At 37.9% G+C, this 17011-nt stretch carries 16 protein-coding genes (1 of these 16 running past the window's edge); all 16 read right to left on the bottom strand.

The annotated features are described in order from the left end of the window. Window positions 1-1188: the 5' portion of a lysine--tRNA ligase gene (lysS, locus tag QUF99_RS03780; RefSeq protein ID WP_289368712.1), read on the bottom strand. Its footprint begins 312 nt before the window's first position; 1188 of the gene's 1500 nt are visible here — the first part of the coding sequence; the start codon lies at window positions 1186-1188; its stop codon lies beyond the left edge, outside the window. Window positions 1189-1352: 164 nt separating this feature from the next. Then, complete coding sequence (gene dusB / locus QUF99_RS03775; protein ID WP_289368711.1) at window positions 1353-2351, bottom strand: tRNA dihydrouridine synthase DusB; 999 nt, start codon at window positions 2349-2351, stop codon at window positions 1353-1355. 23 nt (window positions 2352-2374) lie between these two features. Further along, window positions 2375-2578 (bottom strand): helix-turn-helix domain-containing protein, encoded by a 204-nt coding sequence (locus tag QUF99_RS03770; protein WP_286123076.1) that lies wholly within the window; start codon window positions 2576-2578, stop codon window positions 2375-2377. Continuing rightward, window positions 2530-3045, bottom strand: a complete 516-nt coding sequence (folK, locus tag QUF99_RS03765; RefSeq protein WP_289368710.1) for a 2-amino-4-hydroxy-6-hydroxymethyldihydropteridine diphosphokinase — start codon at window positions 3043-3045, stop codon at window positions 2530-2532. The genes QUF99_RS03770 and folK overlap by 49 nt, the downstream gene beginning before the upstream one ends. Beyond that, window positions 3042-3404, bottom strand: a complete 363-nt coding sequence (folB, locus tag QUF99_RS03760; protein WP_289368709.1) for a dihydroneopterin aldolase — start codon at window positions 3402-3404, stop codon at window positions 3042-3044. The genes folK and folB overlap by 4 nt, the downstream gene beginning before the upstream one ends. Then, window positions 3405-4238: a dihydropteroate synthase gene (gene folP / locus QUF99_RS03755; RefSeq protein WP_353958382.1), complete on the bottom strand. Its 834-nt coding sequence runs from the start codon at window positions 4236-4238 to the stop codon at window positions 3405-3407. A gap of 1 nt (window position 4239) precedes the next feature. Further along, window positions 4240-5112: an aminodeoxychorismate lyase gene (pabC, locus tag QUF99_RS03750; RefSeq protein WP_289368707.1), complete on the bottom strand. Its 873-nt coding sequence runs from the start codon at window positions 5110-5112 to the stop codon at window positions 4240-4242. Then, a complete protein-coding gene (gene pabA / locus QUF99_RS03745) occupies window positions 5106-5693 on the bottom strand; it encodes an aminodeoxychorismate/anthranilate synthase component II (protein WP_289368706.1) in 588 nt (195 codons plus the stop codon). Before pabA ends, pabC begins: the two co-directional genes overlap by 7 nt. 5 nt (window positions 5694-5698) lie before the next feature. Next, window positions 5699-7096, bottom strand: a complete 1398-nt coding sequence (gene trpE / locus QUF99_RS03740; RefSeq protein WP_289368705.1) for an anthranilate synthase component I — start codon at window positions 7094-7096, stop codon at window positions 5699-5701. Between the two features lie 290 nt (window positions 7097-7386). After that, entirely contained in the window at window positions 7387-8310 is a 924-nt protein-coding gene (gene cysK, locus QUF99_RS03735; protein ID WP_289368704.1) for a cysteine synthase A, read from the bottom strand. A gap of 120 nt (window positions 8311-8430) precedes the next feature. Then, a complete protein-coding gene (gene hslO / locus QUF99_RS03730) occupies window positions 8431-9306 on the bottom strand; it encodes a redox-regulated molecular chaperone HslO (RefSeq protein ID WP_289368703.1) in 876 nt (291 codons plus the stop codon). A gap of 6 nt (window positions 9307-9312) precedes the next feature. Next, on the bottom strand, window positions 9313-10101 hold the full coding sequence (locus QUF99_RS03725) for a type III pantothenate kinase (RefSeq protein ID WP_286123067.1): 789 nt from the start codon (window positions 10099-10101) through the stop codon (window positions 9313-9315). Window positions 10102-10346: 245 nt separating this feature from the next. After that, window positions 10347-12251 (bottom strand): ATP-dependent zinc metalloprotease FtsH, encoded by a 1905-nt coding sequence (ftsH, locus tag QUF99_RS03720; protein WP_289368702.1) that lies wholly within the window; start codon window positions 12249-12251, stop codon window positions 10347-10349. A gap of 85 nt (window positions 12252-12336) precedes the next feature. Then, on the bottom strand, window positions 12337-12879 hold the full coding sequence (hpt, locus tag QUF99_RS03715) for a hypoxanthine phosphoribosyltransferase (protein WP_286123065.1): 543 nt from the start codon (window positions 12877-12879) through the stop codon (window positions 12337-12339). Beyond that, window positions 12876-14306: a tRNA lysidine(34) synthetase TilS gene (gene tilS / locus QUF99_RS03710; protein ID WP_289368701.1), complete on the bottom strand. Its 1431-nt coding sequence runs from the start codon at window positions 14304-14306 to the stop codon at window positions 12876-12878. Before tilS ends, hpt begins: the two co-directional genes overlap by 4 nt. 219 nt (window positions 14307-14525) lie before the next feature. Continuing rightward, window positions 14526-16997, bottom strand: a complete 2472-nt coding sequence (gene spoIIE, locus QUF99_RS03705) for a stage II sporulation protein E (RefSeq protein ID WP_289368700.1) — start codon at window positions 16995-16997, stop codon at window positions 14526-14528. Window positions 16998-17011: the final 14 nt, after the last annotated feature.

Below are 17011 nucleotides of genomic sequence, written 5' to 3'. Positions count from 1 at the left end.
CTTTTTCGCAAGAGGAGAAATTTCCACTGGGTGACCATAGATAAATGTAGGTTGAATTAAGTTTTCTTCTACTTTCTGTTCGAAGAATTCATTAATAATATGACCAACTTCCATTGTATCTTTAATCTCCACACCATGCTCTTTCGCTAACGCGCGTGCTTCTTCTACACTCATTGGGTTCCAGAAGTCAGCTCCAGAATATTGCTTAATTGCATCTACCATGTGAAGACGCGTCCATTCCGGTTCTAAATTAATTTCTTGTTCACCATATTGGATTGTTGTTGTACCTAATACCTTTTTCGCAATATGAGCAACCATATTTTCTGTTAGTTTCATAATATCTTTATAGTCAGCATACGCTTCATATAATTCAATCATTGTAAACTCTGGGTTATGGCGTGTCGATACACCTTCATTACGGAATACGCGGCCGATTTCATATACTTTCTCTAAACCACCCACAATAAGGCGTTTTAAATGTAACTCAATCGCAATACGCATATAAAGTTCCATATCTAACGCATTATGGTGCGTGATAAACGGACGAGCAGATGCCCCACCAGCAATTGCATGCATCATTGGTGTTTCTACTTCAAGATAGCCGTTATCATCTAAGTATCTTCTCATTTCACGAATAATTTTACTACGAGTAACGAATGTCTCGCGGCTTTCCATACTTGTAATTAAATCTAAGTAACGTTGACGGTAACGTTGTTCAACATCTTTTAATCCATGATATTTATCTGGAAGTGGACGAAGAGATTTTGTTAATAACGTAAAGCTTGTCGCTTTTACTGAAAGCTCTCCTACTTTCGTTTTGAACACTTTCCCTTCAATCCCTATTAGGTCACCTAAGTCAGCTGTAGTAAATAGTTCATACTGGTCATCTCCAACAGCATCTTTACGAACATAAATTTGAACTTGTCCATGCAAGTCTTGAATATGTGCGAAACCCGCCTTCCCTTTACCACGCTTTGTCATAATACGACCAGCAATAGAAACAGGGATTTCTTTCTCTTCTAATTCTTCTTTAGAAAATTCTCCGTACAAGCTTACTAATTCTGTTGTTGAATTTGTACGTTCAAAACGTTTACCAAATGGATCGATCCCTTGTTCACGTAAGTTATGTAACTTTTCGCGACGAACGAGCAATTGGTCATTTAATTCTTCGTGGTTCATGTTATCCATGGTATTGATATCACTCCAGCTCTATTAATTTTTACAATATATACAGTATATCATTTTCTAGTCAACTAGAAAAACTGCCAGCAATACACTGGCAGCTCTTCTTTCTTTCACGTAATTATAGGTAGTGAGAGAAGGAATGTCAAACACACTCCTACTCTCGCCCCTTATCCAACATGAATTGTTTTTTGTTTTGCTTCCACTTCTTCTACAAATGAATTTAATAAAGAAGCAAGATCAGCACGCGTATTACAACCATTAATCTCATTACGCACTCTCGCATTACCACGGACACCTTTTAAATACCAAGCTGCATGCTTTCTCATCTCTCTCACCGCAATATCCTCATTCTTCAAATCAATAAGACGATCTAAGTGCAGCATACATACATCCATTTTCTCACGCACTGTTGGATCCGGCATTAATTCTCCTGTTTCTAAATATTTTACCGTACGATAAATCATCCACGGATTACCAAGAGCTGCTCGGCCAATCATAACGCCATCCACACCAACTTCATCAAGCATACGTTTCGCATCTTGAGGCGTTTCTACATCACCGTTTCCGATAACAGGAATATTTACAGATTGTTTTACTTGCTTAATAATATCCCAATCTGCTTTCCCTTCATACATTTGAACACGTGTACGACCATGAACCGCTACCGCTTGACCGCCAGCACGTTCAACAGCTCTAGCATTTTCAATTGCGAAAATATGATCTTCATCCCAACCTATACGCATCTTAACTGTAACTGGCTTTTCAACCGCGTCTACAACCGCTGCCACCATCTCATATACTTTATTCGGATCTAAAAGCCACTTTGCACCCGCATCACATTTTGTGATTTTCGGAACTGGACACCCCATATTAATATCAATAATATCCGCTGTTGTATTTTTATCTACATATTTTGCCGCTCCGACAAGCGTTTCTTTTTCACCACCAAAAATTTGTAAACTTAACGGTTTCTCTCTTTCATCGATATATAACATATCTAATGTTTTTTGGTTATTAAATAAAATCGCCTTATCACTTACCATTTCAGCACATACTAAACCTGCACCAAATTCTTTTACTGTTAAACGGAACGCAGAGTTACACACTCCCGCCATCGGTGCTAGTACGACTGGATTTTTCATTTCAATATTTGCAATCTTTAACACTCGGCTGCCTCCCTTCTTTATCCTCACTTTGGCATTAATTCGTCTATTGAAACATTTAATGTTTTAGCAACTTCCACTACAAAATCTTGAGAAGGAGCTCGATTCCCTCTTTCAACTTCACCCAAAACAGATACAGATACCCCTAATTCTTTCGCAAAACCTTCTTGCGTATAACCTTTCAGCTTCCGAAAAGCACGAATGCGTCTTCCCCATTTTTCTGCTTCCATACCGTTACTCCCTCTCGCCTTTTCATTTCTTCTACTTGTGAACGTGAAATGTTTTGTTTTACTTCTTGATTAATTTCTAACAACGGAACGATAACAAAAGCTCTTTCGAACATCCGCGGATGCGGAACAATAAGATTCTCTGCTTCAATATTTTCTTGATTATAGAGCAAAATGTCAAGGTCAATGATCCTGGGTCCCCATCTAATTTCCCTTTTTCTTCCTAGATCAACCTCAATCTTTTGCGTTATTTTCAATAATTCTTGCGGTAACAAATTGGTAGAAATTTTTATAACTATATTTAAAAAACAATCTTGCTCTGTATATCCAACCGGGTCCGTTTCATATACAGAGGATATATCTTCCACATGAATATAAGGATTTTTATTTAACAGTTCAATCGCTTGTAATAAATATTTATAACGGTCACCAATATTTGATCCCAACGCAACGTAAACAATATTACTCATGAGCGTTCTCTCATAATTTCTACTGCTACAGCACGGTAATGTCCTGGTATTGGTGGATCCGGTTTAACAACCTTTACTGTACAACGCAAAATGCTTTCATACTGCTGTAAAATCTGCGCCGCAATATTTTCTGCAATACTTTCTACAAGCTTGTATGTTTGCCCCTCTACAATTTGTCTACAAACCTCAAAGAGCTCTCCATAGTTTACCGAATACTCTAGGTTGTCACTTTTCCCCGCTTGCTTCAAATCCAATTCAACTGTTAAATCTACTTTAAAACGTTGTCCTAATTTATTCTCTTCTGGAAATACACCATGATAACCGTAAAACTCCATATCATGGATATAAATTTTATCCAATCACTTTTCCCCCTTGCCAATCATCGCATCCATCATCTTTGCCATACGTGCCATTTCTTTCACATCGTGGACACGGACCATTTCGCAGCCCTTTTCAATACCAAGACATATCGATGCGCCTGTACCCTCTACACGTTCTTCTACCGGTAAATCTAAAACATGACCGATAAATGATTTTCTCGAAGTTGCAAGAAGAACTGGATAGCCCAATACATTTAGTTTTTCTAAATTACGGATCGCTTCTAAATTTTGTTCGGGCGTCTTCGCAAAACCGATACCTGGGTCTAAGATAATATTTTCATCACGTACACCCGCACCTTTTGCAATTTTAACACTCTCATATAAATCCGCAATCATATCCGCCATGAGGTTGCGATAATTTGTATTATCACGGTTATGCATTAAAATGATTGGCACATTATAATGCGCTGCTACTTCTGCAATTTTCGGTTCTGCTTTCGCTCCCCAAACATCATTAATAACATGGGCTCCAGCTTCAATTGCTTGCCTTGCAACTTCCGCTTTATACGTATCGATAGAAATCGGTAATTTCACTTCTCTTGAAACGGCTTGAATCATCGGAATTACACGTCCTAATTCCTGTTCCACTGATACTTTTGCAAAACCAGGACGAGTCGATTCTCCGCCAATATCAATTATATCAGCACCTGCACGCACCATTTCTTTTGCATGTTGCACAGCTGATTCAATTTCATCATAATGCCCACCATCTGAGAAAGAATCCGGTGTAACATTTAAAATACCCATAATCAATGTTTTTTCATTTAAGTTTAATGTATATTCGCCGCAGCGTAGGTCATAATTCCACTTCATGTTACACATCTCCTCTTAGTAATTCATTTCGGCTCCAAAGACTTTCTCTATGCATTTCATATATCCGCATAAGACGCTTTGTCATTTCGCCATCCTTACCAGGGAAGTTTACCCCTTCCATACAACGAAGTGGCACGATTTCTTGAATAGAATTTGTGACAAACACCTCATCTGCCGAAAGTAACTCCTCTTTTGTAAAGAATCCCTCTTCTATTTGTATATTTAACGTTCCAGCAGCCATTATGATAAAAGCACGAATGATTCCATTTAAAATCCCTGTTTCGAGTGACGGTGTATACAATACTCTATCTTTCACAAAGAAAAGATTGGAAACAATACCCTCCGCTACATATCCTGCCTCAGTAAAGAAAATCCCTTCTTTACTCGTTGTATTTCCAATTTCACGTTTGCCTAAAATGTTATTTAAATAATGATGGGATTTTAAACGAAACGCTCCTTCTGGTGTATTTCGTGTTTGCTGTAAAATAACGCCTTCTTTCTCTACACTCACACCTGGAGATGGTAATGATTTTATAAATACTATAACAGAAGGATTTTCATACATTTCTGTTTGTAAACCTATTTCCCCCGCACCTGCAGACACATTAAAGCGGATATACGCATGATCTAATTCATTTCTGACAAGCAATTCTTGCAAGATATGAAGCACATCATCTCTTGTCATCTCCCATTGAATATGCAGTGTAGAAAGGGCGGCCATTAAACGCTCATAATGATCATCTAATAAAAAGGGATGTCCTTTGTAAATGCGAAACGTTTCAAATACACCTAGTCCATATAAGTATCCATGATCATACGGAGAAATTTTCGCCTCACTCGCTTCTACAAATGAACCGTTCACATAAATTAACATGATGCTACACTCGGACTATAACTGCGAATGAAGTTCTGTAGTAATTCCTTCCCATGAGAAGTCATAATAGACTCAGGATGGAATTGTACTCCTTCAATCGGCAATGATTTATGACGAAGCGCCATAATCTCTCCTTCTTCTGTCCAAGATGTTACTTCTAAACATTCTGGTAATGTTTCTTTTTTTACGATAAGAGAATGATATCTCGTAGCCGTAAAGGGATTCGGAATATCGGCAAAAATTGTTTTTCCATCATGGTGCATTAGTGACGTTTTGCCGTGCATTAAGCGTTCTGCACGAACAACATCTCCTCCAAATACTTGTGCGATCGATTGATGCCCTAGGCACACACCGAAAATCGGAATTTTCCCTGCAAAATGACGGATGACATCCATACTCACACCAGCCTCATTCGGACTACACGGTCCAGGCGAAATCATTAAGAAATCCGGTTTCATCTGTTCAATATCCGAAATTGTAATTTCATCATTGCGTTTGACAACAAGCTCTTGTCCAAGCTCCCCAAGAAACTGTACTAAATTAAACGTAAAGGAATCATAATTATCAATCATCAATATCATTTCTCTCACCTAACCGTTTCTTCGCTGCTTTCTTTTGCACGCCACAGGGCGATCGCTTTCTTTAATGACTCTTCATATTCATTTTTTGGATTCGAATCAATCACAATTCCTGCTCCAGCTTGCACATATGCTTGTCCACCTTTAGCAAGAAGTGTACGGATGACAATATTCAGTTCCATATCTCCTGAATACCCAATCCATCCAATTGAACCCGTATAAATCCCTCGGCGAACAGGTTCTAATTCTTCTATAATTTCCATGGTACGAATTTTCGGTGCACCGGTAATCGTCCCGCCTGGAAATACGGCCTTCACTAAATCAAAAGCATCTTTATCTTGTTCCACTTCACCGCGAACGTTAGAGACAATATGCATAACATGTGAGTATTTTTCAATGACCATAAATTCATCAACTTCCACGGTCCCATACTTACAAACACGCCCTAAATCATTCCGTTCTAAATCGACAAGCATAACGTGTTCTGCACGTTCTTTTTCATTTTCAATTAAATCTTTTGCCAAACTTTCATCTTCTTGTTCATTTTTCCCACGAGAACGCGTACCAGCAATCGGACGAGTACTCACTTCATTCCCTTGCTTTTTAATTAACAATTCAGGTGAGCCACTGACAATTTGAAAATCTCCAAGTTCTAAATATCCCATATATGGTGATGGGTTAATGTCACGAAGCTTCGTATAAATCTCAAGCGGGTGCGTTTGCAGTGTTTTTTCTTGTCTTGTCGACAAATTCACTTGAAACACATCTCCAGCTCCAATATATTGTTGAATACACCGAACAGCTCCCATAAAGCCCTCTTCTGTAAAAGAAACTGCTTCGTTCATCTTTTCAGGACACTCAAACAGCACCGTTACTTCCGGCGCTTCTTGTAACCAAAGATTCTTCCATTCATCTAAACGTTGCTCTGCTTCTTCTCGTTCATCTATATAATGCGTAATAATCCATAGCATTTGTTCTTTATGATCATACACAAACACATCATCAAATAATAAAAAGAATATATCAGGTACATCCACATCATCTTCTGCAAGAGAAGGAATCTTCTCAATATACCGGATACAATCATAGCTAAAGTAACCGATCGCACCACCTTGAAACGGAGGGTATTCCGGATTATGATCCGTTTTCCATTGCTCCATATACCGCTGCATCAAGTGTAAAGGGTTCCCCTTTTTTATTGTTTCCTTTCCACTTTCCCTTATATGCAATGTTTCATTCTTTCCTTGAATCACCGCTACAGGATCAAGACCAACAATACTGTAACGTCCCCCACGCCCACTTTCTAACAAAATATGCTGAGGTTTATGTTGTGAAAGAAATTTGTACTGCTTAAAAAAATCTAACCGATACGAAATAGAAATCGCTAAAGATTTTCGTTGCTGCATATCAACACCTCGTCTTCTTTATATCTTGCCCTATCAGACTGTATGACCTTACCAATTCAAATTTTCTAGAAATCAAAGAGGATCGGCTTGAAATAACTGCCCGCTAAAGCACCAAAAATGATTTAACTTTACTACTGTTTATTTTACATGAAGTTTTCTAGTCATTCACTCTTTTCCTATTTTCAAACGAAAAAAGAAAAAGCATTCCTTTTTCAGGAATGCTTTTTTCTAATCACAGGATTATCCCCCTATTCGCAGGCAGTAATACCCCCACTGATCAAAGTTTCACTTTATGATTCAAATTGATAAAGCGGTGTACTTAAATAACGCTCCCCATTACTTGGGATAATAACAACTATCTTTTTCCCTTTACCAAGCTTTTTCGCAACCTCTGTCGCGGCATAAATGACAGCTCCTGAAGAAATACCAACTAAGATCCCCTCTTCACGCGCTACTCTTCTTGCATATTCAAATGCCTGTTCTGTCTTCACTTGAATAATTTCATCATATACTTCTACATCCAATGTTTCAGGAATAAATCCAGCTCCGATACCTTGAATTTTATGTGGACCTGGTTTCCCACCTGATAATACCGGAGAATCCGCAGGTTCTACTGCATAAATTTTAATGTCTTTATATTTTTCTTTTAATACTTCACCAGCACCTGTAATTGTTCCACCAGTACCAATACCAGCAATAAATGCATCTAATTGGTCACCTATTTGTTCAATAATTTCCGGACCTGTTGTCAAACGATGAATTTCTGGGTTTGCTTCATTTTGGAATTGCTGTGGTATGAAATAACCATGCTCTTTCGCTAGTTCAGTTGCTTTACGAATTGCACCGCCCATTCCTTCTGAACCTGGAGTCAATACTAATTCAGCTCCATAAGCACGTAATAAATTACGACGCTCAACACTCATCGTTTCTGGCATTACTAAAATCGCTTTATATCCTTTAGCAGCTGCTACCATCGCTAAACCGATTCCTGTGTTACCACTCGTCGGCTCAATGATCGTATCGCCCTCTTTTAATAATCCTTTTTGTTCAGCAGCTTCGATCATAGATAATGCAATACGATCTTTCACGCTACTCCCTGGATTCATAAATTCTAATTTTAAATAAATTTCTGCGCTGTCTTGTTCTACGATGCGGTTCAACTTAACGATCGGCGTTTTCCCGATTAATTCTGAAACTGATTGTGCCACTCGCATTCCTGTCACTCCTAACACCGAGTATTTTTATTGGTTTTATATACAATTTAATTTTGTCAGAAAAATTTTTATTTGTCAATCTATTGCGATGATTAAAAATAGATTGACAACCGTTCCCCTTTACAAACTTTCGATTATGTTTGTAATATCTTCTTTGGAAAATTTATATCGTTCATTACAGAAATGACAATGTACTTCTGTCTCATCCTCTTCTTCACGAACTTGTTCTAATTCTTCTTTACCTAAGCTAATTAATACCGCTTCAATACGCTCACGAGAGCATGTGCAATTAAATTGAACATCCATCGTTTCTAGAACCTTCACTCGTTCTTTCCCCAACACTTCATATAATAATTCTTCTGGTGAAAGACCTTGCTCAATTAATTTTGAAACGGGTGGAATTTGTTGCAAACGTTCTTCAATAAATGAAATTGTCTCTTCTTGTGCCCCAGGCATAATTTGCAAGATAAATCCACCGGCAGCTAATATACTATCATCACCATTTACAAGAACACCAACACCAACAGAAGAAGGCGTTTGCTCAGAAACAGCGAAATAATACGTGAAGTCTTCTCCTAATTCGCCTGAAACGATTGGAGATTGCCCGATAAATGGTTCACGCATACCGATATCTTTAATTACCGTTAAGAATCCTTCTGTCCCTACCGCTTCATACACACGTAACTTCCCTTGCTCCGTGGCTTCAAAATCAACATGCGGATTCGTTACATATCCACGTACATCTCCGTTAGCGTGAGCATCTACTAAGATCGGACCAATCGGACCGTTGCCTTCCACTTTAATTGTCAGCTTCTGATCTCCTTTTAGCATGGCTCCCATAATTGCACCAGCTGTCAATGAACGCCCAAGCGCTGCAGAAGCCGTTCTCCACGTATCATGACGTCTCTGTGCTTCGCTTACTGTATTTGTTGTACGCACACTATATGCACGAACTTCCCCATCAAACGCTAACGCCTTTACTAAATAATCTTTCATATTTATTTATTCACCCTTCTCATGTTGTAAGTTTGCATTACGCTCATATAACATGTACAAACCTTTTAATGTTAAAAACGGATCTACAATATCAATTACATTAGATTCCTCTGCAATTAATTTTGCTAATCCACCAGTTGCAATAACAGTTGGTTCTTGTTTAGCTTCTTCTTTCATTCGCTTAACAATACCTTCTACTTGTCCAACATACCCATATAAAATACCTGATTGCATGGCACTTACCGTATTTTTTCCAACAACACTACTTGGTTTTGTAATCTCAATACGAGGGAGTTTCGCCGCCCGGCTGTATAACGCTTCTGCTGAAATCATAATACCCGGTGTAATAACACCACCCATATAATGCTTATTCTCGTTAATATAACAATATGTAGTTGCCGTTCCAAAGTCGACAATAATAAGAGGACTTCCGTATAACTGAATACCTGCTACAGCATTTACAATACGGTCCGCTCCAACTTCACGTGGATTTTCATACTTAATATTTAATCCCGTTTTAATGCCCGGTCCGACTACAAGAGGTTTAATTTTGAAATATTTTTCACACATACGCTCTAATGCAAACATAATCGGCGGCACAACGGAAGAAACAATAATTCCTTGTACATCATGAAATGAAAGTCCTTCATGTTCAAGCAATTGTTTCACTAACATACCATATTCATCTTCTGTTTTATGACGATCCGTCTCCATACGCCAATGTTGGCGAAGCTTACCATTTTCAAATACACCGAGCACAGCATTTGTATTCCCTACATCCAATACGAAAATCATATTCTCACCACTTATCTTATTTAATCTATGTTTACGCAATATGTACAAAACTTATAAAGACATCATATCATACATACCCATATAATCAGTTTTTCTATCCTCACCATTTTACAAAAAGATCAGTCACCTTTTCAATTTTTAGCATCAATAAATTTTATATTTATTTAAAAAGGTCCCCATTTCCTTCATTACATGCACACAGCTCATACAATCTTTCATATAACAAGAAAAAGGAGTGACTATTGTCACTCCTTCGTTTCTTCTTCATCTTCTTTTTTCGTTGTGATGTTGACTTTCACATCATCTTCTGAAGACTTTTTACGCTCCGGTAAAGTTCCATGATCATATAAATGATTAATTTGCTCTGCATCTAACGTTTCCACTTCAAGTAACGTTTTTGCGATAATATCAAGCTTATCACGTTTTTCAGTAAGAATTTGTTTTGCACGAGCATAACAATCTTTCATAATTGTTTGCATTTCCACATCAATGTCATGTGCAATTGCATCACTATAGTTTTGTTCTGAATGGAAGTCTCTTCCTAAGAACACTTGACCGCCTTGTGAGCTACCAAATTGCATCGGTCCAAGTTTATCACTCATACCAAATTCCGTTACCATACGTCTGGCAATGCCAGTCGCACGTTGGAAATCATTATGAGCTCCTGTACTCACTTCACCAAATACAACTTCTTCAGCCACTCGTCCACCAAGTAAACCAGTGATTTTATCCAACAATTCCGGTTTCGTCATGAAGTAACGATCTTCTTTTGGAAGCATTACTGCATATCCACCAGCTTGACCACGAGGAACAATTGTTACTTTATGAACGATATCTGCTTCATCAAGCACGACACCAATTACAGTGTGACCCGCTTCATGGAATGCCACAATATTACGTTCTTTTTCAGAAATAACACGACTTTTCTTAGCAGGACCTGCAATAACACGGTCTGTTGCTTCATCAACATCAGACATGTCAATTTTCTTCTTATCTTGACGTGCCGCCACTAAAGCAGCTTCGTTTAATAAGTTTTCAAGATCCGCACCAGAGAATCCTGGTGTACGAGTTGCAATTGCTCGTAAGTTGATATCCTCATCAAGCGGTTTATTGCGAGCATGTACTTTCAGTACCGCTTCACGTCCATTTACATCTGGACGGTCAACTGTAATTTGACGGTCAAATCGTCCTGGACGTAATAACGCTGGATCAAGGATATCTGGACGGTTTGTTGCAGCGATGATGATAATACCTTCGTTTGCGCCAAATCCATCCATTTCAACAAGAAGTTGGTTTAATGTTTGTTCACGCTCATCATGACCACCGCCAAGACCAGCGCCACGTTGGCGACCTACCGCATCAATTTCATCAATGAAAATGATACAAGGTGCATTTTTCTTTGCATTTTCGAATAAATCACGTACACGAGAAGCACCGACACCAACGAACATCTCTACGAAGTCAGAACCACTAATAGAGAAGAATGGAACGCCAGCCTCACCTGCAACGGCACGTGCAAGTAATGTTTTACCTGTACCTGGAGGTCCAACTAATAGGACACCCTTCGGAATACGAGCACCGACCTCTGCAAACTTACGAGGGTCTTTTAAGAACTCTACTACCTCAACAAGTTCTTGTTTTTCTTCATCTGCTCCAGCTACATCTCTGAAGCGTACTTTTTTCTTTTCATCATTGTATAACTTCGCCTTACTTTTCCCGAAGTTCATAACGCGGCTACCGCCGCCCTGCGCTTGGTTTAGTAAGAAGAAGAATAAAATGAAGATAATGACAAACGGAATGATAGAAGTAAAGAACGTTACCCAAGCACTTGTTTCTTCTGCTGGTTGATACTTCACTTCAACACCTTGTGCTTTGTCATTAATTTTCTTTTGTAATTCTTCAGTATTTGGTGCATAAGTGACGAATTGTGAATCTTGACTGTCCTTGCTAAATTGTCCTTTTACCTCAAATACACCATTTTTTGGTTGAAGTTGCACATTGTGCACTTCACCTTTTTCAAGTTTAGTAATGAATTTATCGTAGCTAACTGATGTTATTTTTTGCGTCGAGCCATTAAAATAGCTCACGATACCAATCACTACTAAAAATATCAGTAAATAAAAGATGGTATTGCGGAAGATACGATTCATTCCTAACCTCCTCTCACGGCATAAACACTATAGTAAATCTTAACATAGAAAAACTTTCCTATACAATTGTAACGCCTGCATTTAATTAATTTGAGTAAACGCTTGGTTTTAATACTCCGACATAAGGAAGGTTACGATATTGTTCCTTGTAGTCTAAGCCATATCCTACAACAAATTCATGTGGAACAGTGAATCCAACATAGTCTGCTTTAAGATCAACTTTTCGACCAGTTGGCTTATCCAATAATGTAACAATCTTTACAGATTTTGCCTTGCGATATTTGAATAAGTCTACTAGATAGCTTAGTGTAAGACCACTATCAATAATATCTTCAACGATTAAAATATCGCGACCTTCTACAGAAGTATCAAGGTCTTTTAAAATTTTCACTTCACCTGTTGAAACTGTAGAATGACCGTAGCTAGAAACAGCCATAAAATCCATTTCAAGATATGTATCTGTTCGTTTTAATAAATCTGCCATAAATGGCATTGCACCTTTTAGTACACCGATTGCAAGAGGTACTGTGTTTTTGTAATCCTCTGCAATAATTGCACCTAGCTCATGCACTTTTCCCTGTATTTGCTCTTCGGAAATTAATACTTTTTCGATATCTTGATTCATCATTTCATTATCCTCCCGGAAGACTCCTTGCTTTTGTAGTGAATGATAATATATTTATCCTTATTTACTGTTCCTTGCGAAATAGCAAATGCAGATCGTTTCAACAATGGAACCCAAATAACATTCCCGCTTGCATCACAAACAATCGGCCACTCTTCCCTTTCTTCTTTTGGTACTTTGGCTTCGATAAAAATAGCTTTTATCTTTTTTGTGCCACTCATACCTTGTATTGACATGCGATCTCCATTTTCCCTTGAGCGAATAAGAAGCGGATATGATACATCATTATATTTAGCAACAAATACCGTTTCATTCATGTTACTTGGTAACACCTTACTCACTTCAGTTACAAACTCATCCCCGTTTACTAACGTAATCTTTCCGGGTATTGGCAAAGCCTGCAACAAAGGTAGAACAGTTTCTTTTTTAAATCGGAAGCTACACTCTTCATATGTACGAACAATTTCTAATCCATTAGGAAAATCGAGTGAACCTGAAGGATGTGTCCGTTTAAAAAATGCAATAACGTTGTCAATATGTATAGAAGAAAGCGAAGACGGAATCTTATATTCATAAAGATAGTTTAATATTAGTTGAATCCCTCTTCTTTGTAAAGGCATAGACATGGATTCAAAGGCAGGAATTGATAAGACAATATTTTTGTCACTTTTTTTTGTAATTACTTTATTCATCTTTTCAAAAGCTAATTCCTGCAAATATGCCTCATCCTCTTGCATAAGCGTACTAAAATTTTGAAATCGCTCATGCACATGTGGATTTTCCTGTTTTAAATAAGGTAGAACATGCTTACGCAATCGATTCCTTGTATATGTTTCCTTTGCATTACTTGGATCAATGCGTGGTGTAATTCCTTTTCTATTACAGTAATCAGTAATTTCTTCTTTCGTTACCGCTAATAGCGGTCTGATTAAATACCCGCCATGGAAAGGGCGTTTCACAGCAATTCCGGCATATCCCTTTGGAGTACTCCCTCGCACGAGACGCATTAAAATCGTCTCGACTTGATCATCTCCATGATGTCCAAGAGCTACATACAGCGCATCATATTTCTTCATTATTCTTTCCAAAAATGCATATCGGCATTCTCTCGCAGCAACTTGTGCGTTCATTCCATATTGCTGTTGATATTGCGAAACATCTATTCTTATTGTTTCACAAACAATACCCATCTTTTGGCAAAGACCCTTCACAAATTGTAAATCTTGATAAGATTCTTCTCCTCTAAACATGTGATCAACATGCGCGACTACAATTTGTAATGCTTTCTCTTCCCTTTTCTCTAGCAAATAATATAAAAGAGCTAAAGAATCAGGACCTCCAGAAACCCCTACGACAATTGTAGAGTGTTCTCTCAATACATCATGCCGCTTTGCAAAATCATTTACTTTTTCAACAAATGTATCTTTCAACGTTGCAATCACCTTTCATTAGACAAAAAAGATAGCATACCTTACCTTGCTTATAATGGTACAACTTTTATAAACTTTGTGCAAAACAAAGATGTGCAAAATTCACATTTTTATCTTACATGTCACTTCTTATCTTCACACAAGGAGTGAAACTATTTCTTCCCATAGAAAAAGGTCCAGGTATCACCCTAGACCTCATAACAGAAATGAGCAAACTTTTTACTGTGCTTGTTTACCCACAATTGGAATTGTAGCCCACTTAGGCATATTCTTCTTCACCTTCGCAACGACAATTGTCATATCATCATTAATATATCCATCACCAGAACGAATGACATCTTCCATAATAATATCAGCGATTTCTTGCGGATCATCTGTTTGCAATTCCTTGATTTTGCGTTTCATCCATACTTCATGATTTTCCACATGCTGTGCCCCTTCAAAAATACCATCACTCATCATAACTAGAATATCCTCTGTTTTTAATTGTTCTCCCACAACATCTACCTCAACATCCTCAATGATGCCCATCGGCAAGTTACCTGCCTCTATTTTAAAGACGTTATTCCCACGTTTCACAAAACTTGGAGTGGAACCAATTTTTAGAAACTTAGTACTTGCATCACGTAAGTCGACCATGGCTAAGTCAAGTGTCGTAAACATTTCTTCAGTGGTTCGCAAAGAAAGAATGGAATTGATGGATTTAATGGCAATTTCCTCATCAATACCCGATTGCAATATTTTTTGCAACAATTTTACCGTTTCCTTACTTTCCATATGCGCACGTTGGCCATTTCCCATCCCATCACTAATTGCAAGGGCATATTTTCCAACACTTAATTCCATCATGGCGTATGAATCACCTGAGACAAATCCACCTCCTTTTGCTGCTGTAGCAAGCCCTGTATCAAGAGAAAACGTTTTTGCAGACCCAAACGATATCATACTATGACCATTCGGATAAGCAGATGGCTCCTCATGCTTTACAACAATATTTTCCTTTAAAATATCTGAAAGCATCGGGGCAACTAGTTTGTCGCATTCTCCATGTTGATTGGATGCTGATGGAATCATCATCTCAATATCGATATTCCCTCTATCTAAACAATAAATATCAACATGTTCAACCTCTACACCAAAATCGCGAAACGCTTGTAATATTTTTTCTTCTTGTACTTGATGATTTTCCCTTTCTCGCTGGATTTCCTTCGCGAAATCCTCCATTACTTTTGAAACACCTAGTAGTTGCTCTGCAACAATTCTACGATTCTCCTTCATTTGTTTACGTAATTTTTGTCCCTCATAAAAGTGCCCTAATTCACCTTCTACTAAGTCTGTTACTTTCTTTCCTCTTACGCAGTATTTATCCCATTCACGAACTAGCTTACGATTGTGCTGAAGCGTTCCTTCCTCCGATTCATTCATAATCTCCCTCATATAGTCATATGTTTTATCAAAGTTTACCACCCAGCATTGATCCTTTTTGAAACACGTTTGACATGTCTTCGCAGTAATCGTACTTAAAAACAAATCTGTTTCTGTTTCTTTATTATCTTCTTCCACATACCCGTATACTGAAAAACTATTAGACAATGCTGCAAACACATTTGCAAACTGATTTATTTTGTTAGCTGTTACATCCCGCATTCTTCGTAAATACTGCTGTTGATCATTGGAATGTTCTTGTGTTCCAGGCATAAATTTGGCAAGTCGGTCAATAATTATCTTTGGTGTTAATAAAAAGAGGACAATTGCTACCCCAGATTCTAGTAAGGTCGTTACAATATTTGCCTGCTTATCAACATATAATGTGATCAAACTTGTCCCAATTAATAATCCTAAACTGACTCCAATACGTTTTCCTTCTTTTAATAGCCCACCAAGTAATCCCGAAAAGGCCAATAAACTTAATTGAGACAAACTTGCCACATTCGCCAAGCTCAATATCAATCCTGTGACAACTCCTACCGTTGAGCCTGTAGCTGCTCCTGCAACAAAAGCAAATAATAATACTAAATACCTAGTGAAAATGTGTTGAACTGAAGTATCGTAAATAAACCAATCTGTCGTACCCGTTAATACAGATGCAAGCAATATAATTAAACAAACAATTTCTTCCGTTTCTAATGATTGCTGTTTTCCCTTTCTTTCTGTTAATAGCGGTACACTCTGCAAGAAAATCATCGTCAGGACAAAACTAAGACCTGCCTCAATGGTACTGACTAGTAAATCATACATACTAACTGTTTGCTGTGCGAAGTAAACAACAGCGAGATGCGCGGTTAATGCAGAGATAAATACTTGAAACGGTACAAGTCCCACCGTTTTACGTGTAAATCGACTAAAGAAGATATTATAAATAAAGAAAGTAAAAATAGATGCAAAAGCAAAAAGTAAATTATCCAGCGAAACGGAAAGCGCACCTCCCATAAGAGCGAGAAAAGCAAGAGGCATCTTATCTCGTTTCATCACGTAAACAGCAGCAAAAAACGGTAGCGCAAACGGTAAAATATTCGTTAAAATATATGCTCGTCCTAAAAGAAAACCAATTACCGCAATAACAAATCCCCATCTAAAGAAAACTTGCTCTAACTTCACTTTCAATTTGCTTGTCCACTTTATCGTTCTTATCTGTCCATCATTCATAGCCAGCGTACTCGTATTCACAGTATTCCTTCCTGCTCTCGGCATATTTTCAACACCAC

This window comes from Bacillus sp. DX4.1 (genome assembly GCF_030348195.1).
GTDB lineage: Bacteria > Bacillota > Bacilli > Bacillales > Bacillaceae_G > Bacillus_A.
This window is presented reverse-complemented; position numbering and strand designations above follow the sequence as displayed.

Coding starts and splice junctions, on each gene's coding strand:
- hslO (WP_289368703.1), bottom strand. CDS start 9,306: ATGAAAGATTATTTAGTAAAGGCGTTAGCGTTTGATGGGGAAGTTCGT.
- pabC (WP_289368707.1), bottom strand. CDS start 5,112: ATGTTAATTTATGTGAACGGTTCATTTGTAGAAGCGAGTGAGGCGAAA.
- hpt (WP_286123065.1), bottom strand. CDS start 12,879: ATGATGAATCAAGATATCGAAAAAGTATTAATTTCCGAAGAGCAAATA.
- pabA (WP_289368706.1), bottom strand. CDS start 5,693: ATGATATTGATGATTGATAATTATGATTCCTTTACGTTTAATTTAGTA.
- folK (WP_289368710.1), bottom strand. CDS start 3,045: ATGAGTAATATTGTTTACGTTGCGTTGGGATCAAATATTGGTGACCGT.
- trpE (WP_289368705.1), bottom strand. CDS start 7,096: ATGCAGCAACGAAAATCTTTAGCGATTTCTATTTCGTATCGGTTAGAT.
- QUF99_RS03770 (WP_286123076.1), bottom strand. CDS start 2,578: ATGGAAGCAGAAAAATGGGGAAGACGCATTCGTGCTTTTCGGAAGCTG.
- spoIIE (WP_289368700.1), bottom strand. CDS start 16,997: ATGCCGAGAGCAGGAAGGAATACTGTGAATACGAGTACGCTGGCTATG.
- QUF99_RS03725 (WP_286123067.1), bottom strand. CDS start 10,101: ATGATTTTCGTATTGGATGTAGGGAATACAAATGCTGTGCTCGGTGTA.
- folP (WP_353958382.1), bottom strand. CDS start 4,238: ATGAAGTGGAATTATGACCTACGCTGCGGCGAATATACATTAAACTTA.
- ftsH (WP_289368702.1), bottom strand. CDS start 12,251: ATGAATCGTATCTTCCGCAATACCATCTTTTATTTACTGATATTTTTA.
- cysK (WP_289368704.1), bottom strand. CDS start 8,310: ATGCGAGTGGCACAATCAGTTTCAGAATTAATCGGGAAAACGCCGATC.